Origin of the sequence: Pseudomonas cichorii (assembly GCF_015471405.1) — a bacterium.
Classification (GTDB): Bacteria; Pseudomonadota; Gammaproteobacteria; order Pseudomonadales; family Pseudomonadaceae; genus Aquipseudomonas; species Aquipseudomonas serbiensis.
Window position 1 is genome coordinate 104,178 of the sequence record NZ_BLVZ01000005.1, and the last position, 18,232, is coordinate 122,409.

The window sequence follows — 18,232 nt, forward strand, 5'->3', positions numbered from 1 at the left end:
ATTGAGGCCGATGTGATAACGCCCCTCCACGAGATGGTATACGCCCACGATGCGGCGCGTCAAAAAATGGCTTTATCCTCTCTTTTGCGGCGTGGCGGAAGATGGATTATCTGGAAGCAATTGGACAGGTCTTGCGAGAGGTTCGTGTCGGAGCGAATCTCAGCCGGGAGGCGTGTGGAGGGGTGCTGAACCGCGATCATCTGGCACGGGTTGAACAGGGTAAGCAGTCGCTGACACTGGGTAAGCTCAATGCGCTCTGCGAGTTGCTGGGCGTGTCCCCCAGCACAGTTTTGTTCACTGCCGAAGCTCGGCTCGCCCATCTGAAGTTGGGAGCATACAAGGCAGACTGGGATGCTCGACTTGGGAGCCTGCAGGCTGCCGGTCGACTACATAGCGAAGTCCAGGTTGCGGCATCCACTGGCGTTCGAGGTAAAAGAGCCGAGGAGACCCGCGCTGCTGTCCTCCGTCTACAAGCTGAGGGTTGCGCGAAAATGGAAGTCGTTCGCCAACTCGGTATCGGACGAACCACTGTCGATCGCTATTGGGCAAAATAGTGATCAATCACCCAGTTGAGCCGGAATCGCACATCCATGCGATCTGTTGTAAGCGGATGCGGGTGTCCAGAGACGGCATCGTCAATACTGGGGTGTAGACTTATTTTCATAGCTGTAAACCCTACTGGTTTACAGGTTGAAAAATAGGTTTACACCCCAGTACTGAAATGTCGTTGAAGCGAATCACCCGGTTGTTCGGAGAGGTCGAGCAGATGGTGCTTCCAGGCTGACTGGCAGAATCTCATGATGCCCATCATGCCGTCGACGCTAGAAGCTGACGAAAGGGATCTGCAAAGCCTCTGAGGTCTTGTCGTCAGGCACAATACCCATTTTCAAGGCGCCCAATGAAATCTAGAACGTCCTGGGTATCAGCGTTCACAGGGCGCTTTCCATTCAAGGCTCGGACTGGTTTGGTTAGCCACTGAATAGTTCTCGCCTGGTCGCCCCACAGACGTAACGCGGCTTCGCGCACATCTCTGTTTTCTTCGAGCCATTTCTCACACTGCTGCAAAACCAGTGCGTCAAAGAGAGCTTTCTCCAAGGTGGCTGAAAGGTCGATTCCTGAGGCTGCGGCTTGTTCGAGCAGGTCACTGTTGACGGTGAAGATAACGTCTCGCTTCGGGGCATTGGAATCGTAGGCGACGGGCATGCTTCTTCCTAAGAGCGGACTAGGGGGAACTCTCCATCTGGAGTTCGGCTCAAATCCAAGCTTGCCATTAAAAGCTGCGCTCATGTGGCAGGTTTTTTAGCCGACGCGTCAAAGCCCCAAATCGTCGGCAAAGTGGTCATTAGTCAAACCTGCCCTGGTTATCAAAAGCAAACAGACCGACCAAGGGAGCTAATGCTCCCGAGGCAGGGCTCAGATTATTCCGCGATCAGGCCTCGCGTTCGCCACCGGGCGCGAACGTAGTCTTCAAAAACGTAGTTGCCTTGAAGCGGCAGGTTGTCCGCGTGGTCACAGACGATGATCTGGGGCATGACGCCAGTATCCTTGAACGTCGTGTCGCAGAATTTAGCGAGGTTAGTGAACATCTTCGACACAGCGTCCACATCCTCATCGACCGTCTTGGTGGTCTGTCTGTCGCCGCGCAGCTCGCCTGCCTTGAACGCTTCAGCGTTGTCGGTTGACGGGAAGTAGACCTGGGTGGGCTGGTCAAGAAACAAGACCGGAGGCACCTTGCACTTTGCATTTGCGGCAAACTGGTAATGTAGCGCCATGAATAGAGTTAGGTGGGAATAAAGCCAGTTAGCACCGCTTCCCATGGAACGCAGGAATACTTTTTTGACTTGGCCGCCTGCAATGGGTCTTTCGTGCCAGAGATCAAAGGTATCAACGTCGAATTTCAGAGAACCACTCTTGTAGGTATCTTCGAAATCGAAGTACTTTCCGAAATCCTTCATCTTCTGATTGATCTGATTCCCAAGAGCCCAAAGTTTAGACTCGACGTCGTACTGAGCTATCTGCAGATCGTATTTATCAACCTCTGCTTGCCAGTAGTCGACCATACCTTTCGCCTCTGAGGGGGGATTGGCGATCCGCTTCTCAATAGCGAGTTCGAGCTTGAGTTTGGTTTTCTGAGGAGCACCCTCGACCGATTTTGATCTTTCAAGTCGTTCGGCCTCATCGTCAAGAGGCTTCAATGCCTTCTCGACCAGGGCCAGTTCCTGGCGAAGCTTCTTGAGCGTGGCATCAATCTCTCGCCGCTCCTCGCCAAAGCCTTCCCGCGCGTAGGTGGATACTTTCAGTTCGCCGTTCAGCCAATGAATCGCCGCCGACAACCTGTTTGCTTCATCCTCCGGCACATCAGACTGCGATGAGCAAACTGGGCAGACTGAATGATCCAGATTGGTAGCCTTGGGGATTGGCAGTGCCGTTACAGAGTCAACAAAACCTGACGCCTGCTCGGTGGAAACCTTCAGCAGATAGCGAGTGTTTAGCGCTTTCTGGATGTTCGCCATCAACTGAGCTTTGCTATCGCGCAGCTCATTGCGTCTAGTTTCAAAAGCATTGGAAAGACCATCAACTCTGACCGAAACGCCTGTGAGGCGCTCCAGCGCAGGCTTTGGCTTTGTCCAGATTTCCTCTGCCGTCAGCTCTGTCAACGGCAAGCCGGCGAACGCCTCATACTCTTTCAAGAGGGTGTCGAACTCGGTGAGGTAGTCCTCCTTGATCTTGTCTTGCTTGGGTATCTGGGCCTTGGCTCGCTTGAGCTCGTACAGGGCCTCGGTGCGAAGCTTCGCGATATCGAAGTAATCCTCTCCAACGATATCCATGAATATCTTGAAGTGATCGATGGCCTGGTCGCGCTTGCGCTTTTCCTCAAACCTGTAAAAGACCGCGTGCCGATTAGCCACCAAGTTCTGGTGTTGGAGCATGAACGACGGAAAGCTGCGCACCGACGGCGTCGCACTCCATTTACCTGTCACTTCCTGCTGGAGTGGATCAGTGTCAATGTTTTCGAGGGTGACGCCAAAATGGCGGCCCAGGCTCTTTAGGAACTCCGCTTTGTGCTGGAAGAAATGAGTCGTGAAGAAGGCATCCACGTCTTCAATGAGGGGAAGCACGTTGTCCGCCGCTGGCCCGGAGACTTCCCGCAAAAAACAGCGATTACTGGATGCTGCCCGCCCAACGACAATGGCCACCGTCGGGAATCGTAATACGGTAAAGAAGTACTTGGCCCGATCGGTGATGATGCCCTCCGGGATGGTGTCTTCCGAGCTTCCCAGACAGTAGTCAAAAATGTCGAGGACTGCGCTCTTTCCCTTCGAAGACTTGCCAGTGATGATGTTAAGTCCGGGCATGAATGGGACGTGGTGAACGGCATGCTGGTTATCCACCACACCGAGGTAGCTTACGTAGCACTTCATAGCGATTTGAGCCCCAACATCTTGTAAATGGATACGACATTTTCACCAGACAGAACCATGGCCAGCTTTTCACTGTACTTCAGCAGGGACTTATCCGAGTTGACCGCCTGCGGCTTTTGGAGCGTCTGAACTGAAAGCTCGGTGGTGATTTCTAGACTTTTTTCAGCAGCTAGAATAAGCAAAGCGGCATTGGTAATCGGCTTGAACTCCTCCACTCGCAGAGCAAGACCAATGAGCCGTTCAGCGTCCGACGCCATCGTCCGTATGGAGCTGCCACGTCTAGCCCAATGCAGAAAGTTATGCATGGGCTTATAGGTGACCAGGGGCAATACCAGGTAGCTAAGAAGCACATCGTTTTCGACGGGATCCCAGTGCTGATAAAAGCTTTGGATGACAGGCGCCATCGCAAAGGGGGTTCTGTGCAAGGTGTACAGGTGCTCAGATACTTGTGTGGTCATCACCATAGCCTCCACTGAAACTCGTCGTCCTCATCCTCAGGCTTCTCCCCTGCCAGCATGTGATAAATGCCGTTACGAAATTCGGGCATCGTATTTTCTAAGCCGCAAAAAGCCTCGACGGGCATGCCATTGCGCTCAAGGAAGAACTCCATGGATCGACCGCTCAGTGCAGTCGTGCAGGTAACTCCAGCGCATCGGAGCATCGCCAACTCGCGCCCGTACTGATGCTGGGTCAGATGGTTGCTCAGGTAGAGATCCACCATGGGTTTGAAAAGGACGCCATCCGTGTAGAGTTCAGAGATGGTGGTCTGGGCCACAACCCGGTGGAGAGCCGCCCGCTTCAGATGATGCTCCCCTCCGATTTCGACGATCTTCTGAGCAAATGGCATAGGTCGAATTTCCTCGACATCGATGCCCTTCTTGAGCGCCGCCATGTCCACTCGGGGAAACGTCTGAGGGTGCTTCATGTACCTATGCGTGAGCTCTGACAACTTGCCAGTAAAGGCCTCGTGAGTAATTTTCCAGCCTTTGATAACCAGCTCAGGGCTGCCTATGAAACCTAATAGCTCCTCCAAGAACTGCTGATACTTGGAGGGACGGATTGGCTTCAGATGCCGCGTCTGATAGTTCTGCAAGCGTTGCTCAAACGACTCAGCACCAGTGGTGATATGCATGCGTTCCAGTACCGCCATCAAAGCATCCCGCCGCTCGGGTGCCATGACAAACTTCTGAAGCGTTTGGGATTTTGACGCTGCACCAGCGCCTTCTGCGTCTTCTGACTCTCCTTTTGATTTCTTCTGCGCAGCTGGTCGAGGGGCGGCGACGATGCTTTCCATGATGGAAAGCCGCTCGGCGGGGGTTGCGGTGTTCCAACCCTTAAGCAAGCTTTGAGCGCCAAACTCTTGGGTTGTCAGCAGCACCAGGCTTTTGAAGGAGGTACGGTCAAAATTGTCATGAAGCCAATTTTTTATGGTGTTCCAGAAATTGGCGTGGCTATCCGTAAGGCTGTTGGAGTAGAGCTTGACCTCAGTCTGGGTTTTACCCGGAACCGTAACGTCACCCATGACCTCTATCCATAAGGATTCGTCAGGCGCGAGGTCGTAGCAGTACTCCACGGCGACAAGCAGTTGATATTGGAGCGCTTTGAACAGGAGAGTTGCATCGAACGGCAATGGGGGATCGCCGGGCAATATCGCGTTCAGGGACTGCGTGGTATCCATACACATTCCAATTTTGAGGATGCTCCATCGCCACTCGCTTGGCAGGCTGAGCAGGCGCATCGCTTCTGGACACGCCTAGGCAATTCAGCGCCAAGCATCAGCCAGGCATAGCGAAGGGGCACACAACCATTATTCCAAGACTGTATATAAATACAGTAATGTCTCAATATTTCGATATATGCTACCAGCACTTCATCCCAGTAGTCGCGAAAAGCCATCACTCAAAAGATACTGGGTACTGCCCAACGGAAGCCGAACAGCTCGGAATGCCCCTCTCCCGCGCAAAACGCCTAGTCCCGAACCGTCGACCTGGTTTCTGAGGCAACGGTAGCTCCTAAGATTTGAGCAACAAAAGCCAGCCCAGCTTTCCATGAGCCAGGACGATGACCCCTTGGCAATTCAAATACGTCTCAACCACCGGCTAGCATGAAAGCGCTGAACGGAACGCGCGCCCACGAGGATGAGCCCCCCCCTGAAGCGGCGACCTTCGTTCGGCGGTTAACCAGTGCCCTAACCAGTGAACGGGTTCTCTGCTTCCGGGGGTAGTTAACTCGGCGTTCATGAAATCGCCCGTACAGCCGATCTGGTTACTGCGTGAGGCCCCCTACCACGAAAACACGGTGGCCCAACTGCGCGTACAACGGACAATCCCTAAAAGGAATAGGTTGTGGCAGCATTTAAAGTTTTTGAAACGGCAACTTCGCTGGTTATTGCGTACGAAACTCTCGGCTTAGAACACCGAAGGCAATGGAGCCTGGAGGGCTATCGTGCTCAAGACAAGAAGGAAGACCCAGTTGTCTGGGTCAACTACAAAAACGCGTTCGCAATCCTCATCCTCAATGCGTCAATCATCGAGGGTACGCTTCGCAGCATCCTCACTCACAAGCTTCGTCAAGACGTCAATGAAGCAGTCGCTCAGGGCAAGGCAGCTGGCCAGACCGCCCCAAATAAAATGGAGCAATTGTTAGCGAAATTTCAAGCCGAAGTCGAAATGAGTGGAGGCTGGGAAGCGTTGAAGCGACACATCGAACTGTACCTCGATGTGTCCGTCGATAAGGCCGTTAAGCCGGAGACAAAAGAAGCTATCACGGTGCTTTTTGCACTGAGAAACGTCCTATCTCACGGAACAGCCATCATTCAGCCCTCGGTGAAAATGTCGGACGAAATGAAAGATGTTTATCCGTGGAATTGGCAATCCAAACTCCATGGGGTAGCTATGTACCTGGAGCGGACTTTTGGCAAAGGTGGGGTGTTCGAGAATCTGGCAGATCACGAAATGCCAGGGCATTTCTGGGAAGTCACACAAGACTACTTTACCCAGCTGGAGACGATTTTTACCCCGTTGCCAGATGCCGTAAAAACGACGATCAAAATGATCAAAGATCTCAGCTTTGGCTACCGAATGCACACATGATTCCGCAGCCTAGTCTCGATATCACTAGGTGATGTCGGCATGGTATAGCCACCCAGGCTTTCGCCGCGCGCAATGCGAAAAGGGCGCGGCGTACTAGAAGCGGGGTGGGATGGTTTAAATTTCCGACGATCCCAACAATCGCTGCCTGATTCGTCTCCAGACTTGAGTGCCGCGTCCCTGCAGAGTGGCCTACCTGCAGCGCTGCTGGAAGCCCCATACGTCATCACAGCTTGAGCTGGCGGTGCTGTAGTTGAATGGCCCACGTATACTCGAAGCGGAGACTATCTAGGGCGGTGCTCCAAGCCCACTGCGGCGAGGTCGAGAATGCAGGAAGAATTCATCACCCCTTCAGCCTTTGCTGACATGATGCACGGCCAGGTTCATCCGGTCATCATCAGCAGGGAAAGCGAGGACGAATATTACTCACACCATGGGGTAGGGACAGCTTTCGTTCTGGAATACGCAGGCGAAATTTTCGTCGTCACAGCCCAGCATGTGCTGAACGCCCAAAATGCAACCCACGACGATTTGCGGATCCTGCTCCGCAATGCTCCCATCTCGGTCATCTTTGACCAGCGGGCAGTCTTTCGCGACGAACATGATCCCGATCCAGACTCAGATCTTGCCATTTTTCGGGTGGTGAGATCTCAGCACGCAGCATTGCTCCAAGCAGGACTCACTACCCTGGATGCCGAGAACTGTGTCGAAGACGCAGACATGGACGCCGTCGATACGTTTCATATTTTCGGCTACCCCGATGTAGGCCGGGGGTACGACTACGAGGAAAAATCACTGGAGGGTGATCTGCGGTGTCTCAGTGGACAGCTCGTTGATCCAGCTCTTCCCGGCCTTATGAGCATCAAAATTCAAGGTGAGCGCCCCGAAAAATTTCGTGGCATGAGTGGCTCAGTGATAATCGCAGACATCGATGACATTTGGAAATTTGCTGGCATGGTCACACTCGCAAGCGATCCAAAAGGAATTTTGAGCTTCATTCCAGCAGAGAAAATTGCGTTTTACCTGAACAAAATGGTGCTGATGGAGATGACGGGGATGCTGCTTCCAGAGCAACCTGGCAACCTGCCCTAACCCATTGGCACGTGGTGTGGGCGGGGCCTGCGATCGCCTCGATACGACTGTGCAAATGCCGTCGAAAATGCTTGGAAATTCTGCGCAATGTCGCCAAACCCAGTGATTCCCAGGAAGGGCCTGCAAGAATGAACTCACCTCTTTGGATAGCCCCACGTGAGGGCCAAGATTGGATCGACCAGCCATGCCTGGATGTGATCGAGTGGTTTCGCTCAATGCTTGAGCAACGAGCGTGGGAGGCCCGGATGGACACGGTGCAAGCCAATTACGAGGCTGCGCTGTCCAAGTGGGCACAGGGCGAAAAAGTCCCGCTGTATGACGAGGACGATGCCATTTTCTGGTACATCCACCAAGCTAATGCATTCGCGCAGGATCGACGGAATTTCTTCGTGCCCGAAGGGTTCCGCATCGCACCAGTGATTCATCGTGTTGGTCACCTCCTGAGCCACCTCAGGCAGGTCAAGGGTGTGAGCGACAGAATCGAAACCCTGCTAAAAAAAGGACGTAAGACACCTGATGCCGGGCTTTATGAAATCCTTGTAGCAGGAGCCTACAAGAGCCGGGACTGGGCAAACGTCGAGTTCGTCACCGAAACCAGTTCCAAAACCCCTGATCTCATGGTCAGCGGAAATCGCCGAAGGTGGCAAGTGGAATGCAAGCGCATCAACCGGTCGGGATATGAAGCGGAAGAGCACGCGTTCGCCGAAGCTTTGGCCAAACCCGTGCACGACCTGGCGCGTCGGATACGCCGGAGGCTCGTTGTAGATGTGCACTACCTTCAGGAGCTTAAGCATTATCCGAGCGATACCCTGTTAAAACATGTGGAGCGATACATTGAAAATCCGCATGAACGCCTGGTTAGGGAAGAAGGTAGTCTCATCGCTCACATACGGGATGCCGATTGGACAATGCTAGACACGGTCATGGCGCATGACGACGTCTTCTATGGCTCAAGTCGAATGATTGAGCTCATCAAAGGAGAATATGATCTTGCCTACGACCATAGTTTCAGCGCCGACTGGACACCATCAGCGCAGATGCCTCTGCACGCTCACCTGGTACATCACGCAAGCATAGTGAGCTGGCAAAGCACGTCATTCGACTCCGCAATGGCCAAGGCTAGGCATTTTCGGAGCACTGTGGGACGAGCAACTCAGCAGTTAACCCTGGAGATGCCTGCAGCTGTCCATGTCGGCTACGAAACCCTGGGCGGTTCATCAGCCGATGAGCTTCGTCATTACCTGAACAGGATGGAGATGCTCAATTTCGATACTGAAGGATCCAGGCTGAGGTACGTCTACGCCAACTACTTGCGCCCCGAGCATTCAACGGCTCAGATGGAATCCTGGGCAGTGAGTGAAACCACGGCCTTTTACCGCGCGGGCAAACATCAAACACCTCAATCGCTACCTCATCACCTCCTTTTGGAGGACGGTGATGGAACGCCTGGAGATCACTGGTAATGCACCCAGGGCTTGGGGCTCAAATGACGCCCCAAACCTATACAGCTCGGTTCTCAAGTCCAGCAACTCAAAGGCCAGGGCTTACCCAGACGGAGGCTGCCAGGGAGCTTGGACTACCGAGATCGACGGTTCAGAGGCATAGCAGTAGGCCATTGACCACCATTTACGATCTAACGCACGTCCTTCGGACGCCCTTGAACCTATAAGACAGGTAGAGGGAACTGAAGGATGGGATTGGACGACGCAATCGAGAGCGAATGCCTCGCGCGCGAAATTGCGACGTAGAAAAGCTTGGCTGACGCAAAGCGCTCATTGAGAAAATGCGCAGCATCAGGGACAAGCACATGGTCGAACTCCAAGCCTTTCAATAGTAGGGGCGTAGAGACCACTCGTTTGATGGGAGGACGACCGGTATGGCTCAAACGTAGTCGAGCGTGCTGACATGCCTGGGTCAAAGACTCGTTTCGGCCATTAGCCAATTCAATGAGTGCACGCCTCGCATCGTTGAGCAGCTCCCCCCTGAAAGTGCGCGATTGAGGATGTCCCCGCTCAAAGCCAATCACATCGCTTCCGCTTTGAGCGCTTCCTGTTTCAATCAGCTCATCCCACGCCAGTTGTCGGCGGGCGTCGAGCACATAGATGTTATCGGGAGGAGTTTCTTGAGGCTGATTGCGCAGCATCGTGTCACCCAGCAGTGACCACAATGCTTCAGCTCTTTGCCGGTTTGTCTGAGCCGCGTCCCATTGAACCGCGAAGGTCATCAGGCGTGCGGCTGCTATTTCCTCGATAGCCTGAAACGCTCCTCGCGAGGCACTAGCCAGACCATCGCAGATTTTCCGACGGCAATGGATCGCAGCCGTAGAACCCACCCTGTCATCGAATCCGTTGAAAAAAAGCCCCATGTCGAACGCGTTATCCACCGAGTGGTAGGTGATAGGCCCCTCTCGCAAATCGATAGGCTGACCTGCAAGAAGCCGAGCACGCGTGTCCGCAATCCACTGCCCCAGTGAAGGGTTAGATTCATTCCATCGATGCGGCTCAGTGAGCTCCGCAGCCACTGGAAAATCTGGAGTGACGCGCTCGCTCCAGCTGATCTTGCTCTCGACGAATTCGAAAATCCCTTGCATGGGATCACCAAAAACGACTGTGGGTAAAATTCGAGCCAGCGTTACCGCAATGGCGTGCTGATACCCCTCACAATCCTGATACTCATCGATGAAAATCCGGTCGTAGGAAGCCTGAACGATCCGCTGCGTGGTCGGGTTCGACAAGACGTTAAGTGCGCCTTGGTAGACTTGATTCCATTCTGCAGGCTGCTTTGGGTTTCGAGGTGGATGGCCTGCCAGTTTTGGAAAAGCGTATGCGTAGCGGCTGGCCCAGCTGGCAATGGTGTCAATCGTGACCGAGTCCTTCGCTACCCCTAAACGCCGTATACGGGCAGCGACAGCATGCACACCAGCATGGGTGTGAGTGAGGATTAATGTTTGCTGGCCTAGAGCGGCAGCTCTGGCCAACAATTCGGTTTTGCCATGACCAGCGGGAGCTACAACCGATTGAGTGCTGAGCCTCATCAGCCAATCGAACTCACTGGCCATAGACCCACCGCTCTATCCCATTGATACAGCCAGAAAGGTAAGAAGGCTGGCCCTGCTGCACGATCTGATCGACGATGACGGATATACCCCGTCCACGCTCCTCGGACTTAAACCACTTGAAGTGGACTGAAAGCTTGGCCACGCGCAGCCAATTAGCGTCCGTTCCTGGAATCGACGGCAACCAGGTTGCAAATGGCGCTGCCACATCTACGTTAGGAAACTCGGGTCGCAACTGAGCAAAGATTGTTGCCTCACCTAGAGAGGCGATGGCGGCCTGAATGAGCTTGTCCATCATATCGGGCCAGCACGCTTCAAATACAGCAAGCTCTGTACAATGCAATGAGCCGTACTCAAACACCTGAACATTCTGAGCTTGCAGTGCAGCCGCCACGCCCGCTTTCAGCGCCTGATCCGAATCTCTAAACAACGCGGTCACATAGCCAAGGCTCGCCAGCGACATGGCCAGTCCCGGCGCTGCCGCCCCATTCCCGTCCACCACAGCAACGCCTAGATGTTCTATTGGTACATCAGCGTGCCGAGCTCGGAATAGCTCGCGAAGCCCCATCATGAGCCCAAGCTCCGTCGCGCCCTCACAGACAAGGATCCGGCGTGCAAACAGTGCCCTGGGGGCATGTTTGAGAATCCTGGAGAACGCGTCAGCGGGCACCGAATTGATGAAAGCATCACCGTCTCGGCTACGGCGCATGATAAACAACGAGTCGCTCTTAAGCTCGGAGAGCACCACCTCTGAATGGGTGGTGATCACAAGCTGCCCGGTAGGTGTGTTACTAGTTTTTGCGAGCTCCTGGGCACTACGCAGTGCCGAGACAGCCCCTAGCACTCGATGGGGTTCAAGCCCTTGCTCAATCTCGTCTACCAGTACGATCGCGCCCTCCTTGATCGACGCGCGCTGGATAGCCAAGGTCGCGAGTCGTCTCGTGCCAAGCCCGGACATCCGCAAGGGCGTGGTGCCGTCGTGCAGAGCGATCGAGCCGGAGCTAAACCCGCCTCTTCCCAATTCAAGGTCAGGGCCATAGCCGTAATTCACGTAAGCACCCAATTGCTTGGCGAGCTGCTCGGCACGAGTCGCCGTTTCAACCAGTGAAGGAATCGCAGATAGGTTCGCGGTCTGCTTCGCCACTCGATAGGCATCTGCCAACTGATTGGCAGCGCCTTCGGTATCGCCCGTCATCCTGGCGAGCACTGACCCCTGCCCCCAAGTCAGATGACGAGCCTCTTCCCCGGCCAACCTAACCACGCCGAACAAAGACCGATCCCGATTAGAGAGCACGCGAGGAGTGGGGTAGCGATCGCAGATGAGTTCCCAGACCGGCTCCATGGTCGCATCTACCGTGAGCCTAATAGTTAAAGCCGGATCGTGATGCGCCTCAGGTTCATCATGGACAGTGCCATCATCGGCCAGGCCTCGAATGTACAGACCAAAGCGCTGATCAGAGAGCAACGACCTTGAAAGCTCAGCGATGGTCACCTCAATTGTGATGGAGGTCTGGCTGTTTCCAAGATGGAAATCCGCCTCGCTGAACGTGATCCACCTAGGTGACAACGTCGCCTCGATTGCATCGAGGACGGTGGTCTTCGCGCTGTCCCCAGGGCCGATGATGCAGCTCATTGCCTGTGACCCAGGCTGCCATGTCAAAGACCGGATGCCTCGGAAGTTCTGTACAACCAATTTGGCTATTCGCATCAGTCGTTCCTTGGCGATGAAGCATTCCATTGGAGAAGCTGTAGCTTCTGCTGCCTAGACCGAGGACGTCAACTGCCGATCGAATGACCGCCAAATTCCAGCCTATGAAGCTTTGCCCCCAGCATCCATGGATGCTTTAAATCTCTTTGCAGAACTCAAGAATAGGCCGATAACTTCCTCGAAAAGAGGTGATATATCATCATTTATCTGAATTTTTGCCGCTTTATCGTCAATCCAACATTACGTGTATTACAATCGCCAGTGGGGCCATTGTGGCCGCTACCAGCAGAGCGCTAGACCTGAGCGCTTAGCAACCAGAGGAAAGATACACGTATGGTTACTTCCAAAAGAATCATCTCCGATGGCTCAGGCGACCTGATCGAAGTGGACTATTACGAGGACAAGCACAGGCCGGAGCGACAAGAAAAGGTAGGCCTGATCTATCCGCTAAATCCCGTCCTGCGAGAATACTTCTCCGACACACCGAACGACCACCGTGAGCGGCTTGAAGTGGCGGACTGGTGGGATCTCCCATATATCGAATCAATAACATGGGAGCAGTCGGAAGCTTGGATTCGTCATTCCATGCGAAAGAGCGGCGAAGAGCTTGATGCAGTCGAGATTGAAGCTCGCATAGAAGCCCGCAAAACATCATTTTTTGATCTTTACCCGACCGGTGAGCAGTACGTAGTCAGTTGCTTGGATGGAGGCGCTTGGGATAGACCAACTAGGTGGGGACATTTTGCGACACTGGATGAAGCGATCGCGTGCTGCTCCGCAGGCCCTACATGGCGGCAATGTCGACACTGACAATTAGACTTGGATACCACCCCCTCCGAGGCTGGTACACCCACGGTCACGAGCAACTCCTCGACAGACGATCTAGGTCTATTTCTGATTCACCTCTAAAAGACCATCGCACTCGGATCCGTGCTGAGTCACCATGGAACCTACAAAATGGGTAGGCCACGATCCACAACGGCAGCAGACGACAGTCGGGGCCACAGCTAGGTGAAAGGTTGAAAGCGATGGAGAAGCGAACCGCGATAGCCAGCGATGCCAGAGCCCGAGCATGGCTGGAACAATTCCACCTCGGTGACCGCTCGCGCGCCCAGAGACTATTGGAAGCGTTTGCCTTCGTCTCACGAGATGACTTCATAGACCAAATGCGCGCAATGCTGCTTTGTGATAGCCAAACCGTGCCAGGTGCGATTGCGTTGTATGCAGAGCGTGAGCTCAGACATCGATGGGGTAAGCCGCATCGCCTTTTCAAGGAGTCTAGGCGATCTGTTAAGCGGGCGATCGGTGCGAAAGGGCCAGACGCAGTGAAGCCAACCAAGGCTTACGATCCTTCAGTTGGCAGCGAAGGGATCGTCGCGCAGATGATTTCTGAACTCTGCCATGAGCATCCTCAGAAATTTCTCAATCATCCCGGCCCAGACCAGATCAGAAACAAACGCGCGCGGGCGTTCTGGGTCGTTACCGATCTGATCGGTAGCGGTGATCGCGCATCGAACTATCTAGAGGCCGCTTGGCGTCTACGATCCGTCCGCAGCTGGTGGTCAGGCAAATTGATGAAGTTCGCGGTAATGTCGTATTCCTCGACCGTACCCGGTGAGCGCTGGGTAGCAAGGCACCCTTGTAGACCGACCATAAGCATCGTCCTGCCATGTCCTACCATCGACACGAGTTTCTCCGCTAAGGAAGCCGAGCAGATGAAACTGCTCTGCACCGCTTACGACCCCACTGATGGGGAGCCAGGGCACCCACCATGGGTGTGGCGCGGCCCTAGCTTGGGATATGGCAATGGAGGCGCTCTACTCGTTTTCGCTCACGGCGCCCCTAACAACGTCCCCCTGATGTTCCACAAGGCCTCGCGGGACAAGAAAAACACATGGACACCATTGTTCCCGGCCAGGGTATCGGCAGGTATCAGCAAGGACGTCTTCGGAATCGATCTGACCGCCGAAAGCATCAGTGCCCGCCTGGACAACCTTGGCGACAAGCGCCTCGCCCGATCAAAGGCGGTGTTGAAATCCGACCAGCAAACGGGGCAGACATTCCTGCTGTTGAGCGCGCTCTTGCAGCCTCTCAGAATGAACGACAGGCTCCTTGCAAATCGAACTGGCCTTCAAATGCACGACTTAAGGGTACTGCTCCGAAACATGAGCCAGTACGGCTGGATAGACTCGCAACGCAGGCTCACTGACCAAGGCTACAGCCAGCTCGCACACGCCAGAAAGCACGCACTTCTTCCCGAAGTGCCGATGGCTGTTGGCAATCCAGAGACAGAACCGTACTATCCCACCTCGTTGAGGCATCCAATCTAGATTCTAGCTTCGGCGTACGTTCCTGGAATGTTGCTGCCATGATGGGTTGGATTCTCAACTCATCACCGGGCGCAGATTACTGCTGCCCTATGTCTTAGCTCCTGCTTGCGGTTAAGCGCTCACGCCACAGCCTAGTGGCGTAGCCTTCTGCCTGCGGCGCGAGCACTCACCCTGCGGGTGTCAAAGTAGATGAAGGATTGGACGCCTCAACACTATCGCCGCTCAAAAGGTGCCAGCAACCTTCCGACCGCTGTCATGAACGCTGCAATCGCGACCTCGGAAAAAACTGTCGCGATCAACCCTTCGCTTCCCCCCATACTGACTCTCAACCACCTCGCCCACATGACTCAGGTGCCATACAAACACCTGCGCGATTATGTCACCCGCGATGTCGAGTCCTACAAAATCTTCAGAGTCAGGAAGCGAGCTCGGCCAGGACGACCTACCTCATTCCGTGTGATTTGTGTGCCCCCGGCGAGCCTGGCAGTCGCTCAGCAATGGATTGCGCAGCACGTCTTAGCCAAAGCCAGGCCTCATACCGCTAGCACAGCATTCGCGCCGAAATGTAAGTTGATTGAGGCCGCCGCTCCCCATTGCTCAAGTCGCTGGCTGATCAAAGTCGACGTGCAGCGGTTCTTTGAATCGATTTCTGAAATCGATTGCTACCGCGTATTCCGCAGCCTTGGATATCAGCCTCTGGTGTCTCTGGAACTGTCCCGGCTATGCACACGGGTCGGTCACTTCAGCCGCATGCGGCGCGCTATCAAGTGGCGCAGGAAAGCACCCCTGGCGAAATCGAAAATTCCCAAATATGCATTGCGCTCACTAGGCCATCTGCCGCAAGGCGCTGCAACCAGCCCCATGCTCGCCAACCTCGTCATGAGAGAAGCAGACATTTTGCTTACCTCGCTAGCCGACCGATTTGGGCTCACATACACCCGCTATGCGGATGACCTAACCTTCTCCACAGCCGACACCGCATTTGACCGGGAGAGTGCCCGCAACGCGGTCAATGAGGTTTACGGAATACTCCGTCGGTTTGGCCTAACGCCCAATCTTGCCAAAACAAACATTGTGTCTCCGAGAAGCCGAAAAATCGTACTGGGACTGCAGGTTGGCCAGGACGTACCGAAGCTGACTCGCGCTTTCAAAATGAAGATCCGGATGCACCTGTACTATCTGGAGCGCGAGGATGTTGGGCCACTGGCACATGCCGAGCGCCGGGGTTTCTCAGCCGTTGCGGGCATGCGAAATCACCTAATGGGACTTGCCGCATACGCAATCCAAATCGAGCCAGAGTACGGGATGGGTGTGAAGGCACGACTGGAAGCGGTGCAATGGCCGATTCTTTATTGATCGCCCTGCCGCCGAGACGGACAGCCCATCACCCACCTGAATAACCGGGCAACGAAACTCACGCCGAACTTATATGCCTGCACCCACTCACGGCTTCCGCCAACGCCACCGCAGTCGATCGTCCTGATCCAGAACCCACATGCCCGACCAGATCGCCAGCCAAAATTGCGCCGTAACCAGCCACGGGGTGCTCATGACCCAACCAATGGCCTTGGCACCTACGCGCACCAAAGGGGTAGCGTATTTGGGCCCGCTATCTGCGACGGGGACGTACATACCCGAGCAGGAAAAAATGCCAAACCACCGCCAGTAAATTTCTAGCTCCTGCTTGGCAAACTTCACCGCGTCCAAATTCCAATGCATGTCCCAGCGCTCAGACCACAGGGAGTTGAATGTCGACGTTTGGGTCAAGGTCTGGGTCATACCCTCCGGGATGAGGATACTGCGCCCATCACTCAATTCGATGCTGCCGTGACGAAAGCGGTAGGTGTCCAAAGAAAACCGAACCCTGTCATCCGTCACGTCGACAAGCTCGCACACTGGCTGGTTGTTCAACTTGAACACGGCGGGCGTGTCATCTAAATCCACTGCGACGATCCGATCTTGGTACTTGACCCCCATGCCTCGACCTTCGAACACACATTCAAAACGGTTGACGGTACCTTGCTTTGCTCTCAGAGCAATTTTGGACACCTGAGGATGCGGATCAGTGGACTCAGCTAAGTAAACGCTGCACTCCAAGTGTTCGCCAAGCGGCTCCCAATATGAGCCAAGGCCATGCCTACTCTTCCAGCGGCGATGTGAATCGAGATAGGTTTTGTAGAACAGGGCCTTCTCGACCTTCCTCCAACACCATCCAGCCGCAAAAGCCAGGATTCCCCAGGGAACTGACAGGTTCATTCACTCTTCCTTTTATCTATACCTTGCGTAGCAGAGGCCGCGTGCGCCCCTGAACACCTTGAATGGCCTGATCGCCAACCACTGTACCGATAGGTATGGGGCCCAAGGAGCGGGAATGCAATCAGTGTGATATCGCCGCCAGATCGACCTGACGCTGCCCAACAACGCGCCCTGGGCGGCGGTCGGGTTGTAAATGGATTTGGAAAGGACGAACATTGCTAGCCCAAAGCCACTACCACTGTGCAAGGAAGCTCTGCATGCAAGCCAAAACGCTCAAATCCCTCATTGCTGATCACGGCGTTTCCTTCGATGCCGCGACCATCATGAACGCACTGGTCAAAAGCGGTCATGCAGAGGTATTCCAGTACGCAAGCACCACGGGGAACGGTGTGATGAAGTCATTCAAGCGACTCACCGATCAAGCAGAACATCTCGGGGTCAACAAAGCCTCAATGGGCCATCCGTTCAAAACTGAGCCAAAGTTCTTCGCCGAAACCTTCGCTGACTTGCTCGATGTAGTGGTGCGTCAGCTCCAGGAGGAAACGGCGGCGCTTACAGCAGCACGGGGCGGGTCAGTAGCTGTTTAACCGCATCAGGCACGCTAATCCAGTGCGGCAAGGCAATCATGGGAATGGGCGGATGAGCCTGGCACTGACGCACGCAAGCGGAGCGCGCAGGCGTGAGGACGGAAGCCCAAAGGGCCTAGCCCGGTCAGTATGACCGGGCTAGGTTCACGACAGCCGGCCCGGAACGGACACGCCAGACCTCAGCATGGACAACTCCCACAGTTGTCATTCCTTCCCTGACTCGCCCTAGCAATGGCTTTACGCCGAAAGCGCCCGTCATGAAATCGACCGCAGGAGTAAACGCAATGGCCGACACCGAACACAACCAGCGCCTGGTCAAGGCGTACGAACATATAGATTTCATTGGCCAGGCGACTGACCTTGAAAGCCTCGTGCTGTTATTTGGCAGAGCTTATGGATACATGGAAGCGCTCCGCGACGCCAAGATCTTGCCCAGCAAGGCGTTCACCATCATGGAGCAACAAGCACGTGTGAATTTCCAAAAGATCAATGCCAAATTAGGGGTCAACGCAGGACAACCGGAGCTTGTCGCTCCGACATGGACTGCGACGCGATAGAGCTCCCGAGATACACCAGAAGCATCCTCGCCGCGCAGCTAGATCTTCACACAGCGATCTGCATGCGGTCGCGTTAGGGGCACTCGGCTATGCGTTTCAAACGAAGCTTGAAGCCTTCAGAGAAATCAAAGGGCGC

At 54.5% G+C, this 18,232-nt stretch carries 17 protein-coding genes; 10 read left to right on the forward strand and 7 right to left on the reverse strand.

What is annotated here, in order from left to right; translation table 11 throughout:
* Nucleotides 1-101: 101 nt before the first annotated feature.
* A complete protein-coding gene (locus tag JL015_RS08640) occupies nucleotides 102-554 on the forward strand; it encodes a transcriptional regulator (RefSeq protein WP_201018167.1) in 453 nt (150 codons plus the stop codon).
* Nucleotides 555-867: 313 nt separating this feature from the next.
* Here JL015_RS08640 and JL015_RS08645 read toward each other — a convergent pair whose 3' ends face one another.
* From JL015_RS08645 to JL015_RS08660, 4 genes are all read right to left on the reverse strand, one after another.
* Nucleotides 868-1,203: a type II toxin-antitoxin system CcdA family antitoxin gene (locus tag JL015_RS08645; RefSeq protein WP_201018168.1), complete on the reverse strand. Its 336-nt coding sequence runs from the start codon at nucleotides 1,201-1,203 to the stop codon at nucleotides 868-870.
* A gap of 215 nt (nucleotides 1,204-1,418) precedes the next feature.
* Entirely contained in the window at nucleotides 1,419-3,422 is a 2,004-nt protein-coding gene (locus JL015_RS08650; protein ID WP_201018169.1) for a DUF3732 domain-containing protein, read from the reverse strand.
* The gene (locus JL015_RS08655) at nucleotides 3,419-3,880 is read right to left on the reverse strand and encodes a three component ABC system middle component (RefSeq protein ID WP_201018170.1); all 462 of its coding nucleotides are present in this window, start codon (nucleotides 3,878-3,880) and stop codon (nucleotides 3,419-3,421) included. The genes JL015_RS08650 and JL015_RS08655 overlap by 4 nt, the downstream gene beginning before the upstream one ends.
* Entirely contained in the window at nucleotides 3,880-5,106 is a 1,227-nt protein-coding gene (locus JL015_RS08660; protein ID WP_201018364.1) for a hypothetical protein, read from the reverse strand. The genes JL015_RS08655 and JL015_RS08660 overlap by 1 nt, the downstream gene beginning before the upstream one ends.
* A 661-nt stretch (nucleotides 5,107-5,767) precedes the next feature.
* Here JL015_RS08660 and JL015_RS08665 point away from each other — a divergent pair.
* The 4 genes from JL015_RS08665 (at nucleotide 5,768) to JL015_RS28060 (ending at nucleotide 9,272) form a co-directional block, all read left to right on the forward strand.
* Entirely contained in the window at nucleotides 5,768-6,514 is a 747-nt protein-coding gene (locus tag JL015_RS08665; protein ID WP_201018171.1) for a hypothetical protein, read from the forward strand.
* A gap of 324 nt (nucleotides 6,515-6,838) precedes the next feature.
* The gene (locus JL015_RS27665; RefSeq protein ID WP_236250189.1) at nucleotides 6,839-7,603 is read left to right on the forward strand and encodes a serine protease; all 765 of its coding nucleotides are present in this window, start codon (nucleotides 6,839-6,841) and stop codon (nucleotides 7,601-7,603) included.
* A 245-nt stretch (nucleotides 7,604-7,848) separates the two neighbouring features.
* On the forward strand, nucleotides 7,849-9,066 hold the full coding sequence (locus JL015_RS08675; protein ID WP_236250190.1) for a hypothetical protein: 1,218 nt from the start codon (nucleotides 7,849-7,851) through the stop codon (nucleotides 9,064-9,066).
* Nucleotides 9,067-9,089: 23 nt separating this feature from the next.
* On the forward strand, nucleotides 9,090-9,272 hold the full coding sequence (locus JL015_RS28060) for a helix-turn-helix domain-containing protein (protein ID WP_201018173.1): 183 nt from the start codon (nucleotides 9,090-9,092) through the stop codon (nucleotides 9,270-9,272).
* Here the strand turns inward: JL015_RS28060 and JL015_RS08685 are convergent.
* Together JL015_RS08685 and JL015_RS08690 are read right to left on the reverse strand one after the other, a co-directional pair.
* Nucleotides 9,267-10,661 (reverse strand): UvrD-helicase domain-containing protein, encoded by a 1,395-nt coding sequence (locus tag JL015_RS08685; protein WP_201018174.1) that lies wholly within the window; start codon nucleotides 10,659-10,661, stop codon nucleotides 9,267-9,269. The two genes, JL015_RS28060 and JL015_RS08685, sit on opposite strands and share 6 nt — an antisense overlap.
* Complete coding sequence (locus JL015_RS08690) at nucleotides 10,651-12,366, reverse strand: ATP-dependent nuclease (RefSeq protein WP_201018175.1); 1,716 nt, start codon at nucleotides 12,364-12,366, stop codon at nucleotides 10,651-10,653. Before JL015_RS08690 ends, JL015_RS08685 begins: the two co-directional genes overlap by 11 nt.
* Nucleotides 12,367-12,699: 333 nt before the next feature.
* Between JL015_RS08690 and JL015_RS08695 the strand changes: the two genes are divergently transcribed.
* The 3 genes from JL015_RS08695 to JL015_RS08705 all read left to right on the forward strand — a co-directional run bounded on the left by JL015_RS08695 (nucleotide 12,700) and on the right by JL015_RS08705 (nucleotide 16,052).
* A complete protein-coding gene (locus JL015_RS08695; RefSeq protein WP_201018176.1) occupies nucleotides 12,700-13,176 on the forward strand; it encodes a hypothetical protein in 477 nt (158 codons plus the stop codon).
* A gap of 218 nt (nucleotides 13,177-13,394) precedes the next feature.
* A complete protein-coding gene (locus tag JL015_RS08700; protein ID WP_201018177.1) occupies nucleotides 13,395-14,696 on the forward strand; it encodes a phosphoribosyltransferase-like protein in 1,302 nt (433 codons plus the stop codon).
* A gap of 189 nt (nucleotides 14,697-14,885) precedes the next feature.
* Nucleotides 14,886-16,052: a reverse transcriptase family protein gene (locus tag JL015_RS08705; RefSeq protein ID WP_201018178.1), complete on the forward strand. Its 1,167-nt coding sequence runs from the start codon at nucleotides 14,886-14,888 to the stop codon at nucleotides 16,050-16,052.
* Between the two features lie 87 nt (nucleotides 16,053-16,139).
* Here the strand turns inward: JL015_RS08705 and JL015_RS08710 are convergent, their stop codons facing one another.
* On the reverse strand, nucleotides 16,140-16,952 hold the full coding sequence (locus tag JL015_RS08710) for a hypothetical protein (protein WP_201018179.1): 813 nt from the start codon (nucleotides 16,950-16,952) through the stop codon (nucleotides 16,140-16,142).
* Nucleotides 16,953-17,209: 257 nt separating this feature from the next.
* Between JL015_RS08710 and JL015_RS08715 the strand changes: the two genes are divergently transcribed.
* A complete protein-coding gene (locus JL015_RS08715; protein WP_201018180.1) occupies nucleotides 17,210-17,539 on the forward strand; it encodes a hypothetical protein in 330 nt (109 codons plus the stop codon).
* A 284-nt stretch (nucleotides 17,540-17,823) separates the two neighbouring features.
* A complete protein-coding gene (locus JL015_RS08720) occupies nucleotides 17,824-18,096 on the forward strand; it encodes a hypothetical protein (protein ID WP_201018181.1) in 273 nt (90 codons plus the stop codon).
* Nucleotides 18,097-18,232 lie beyond the last annotated feature (136 nt).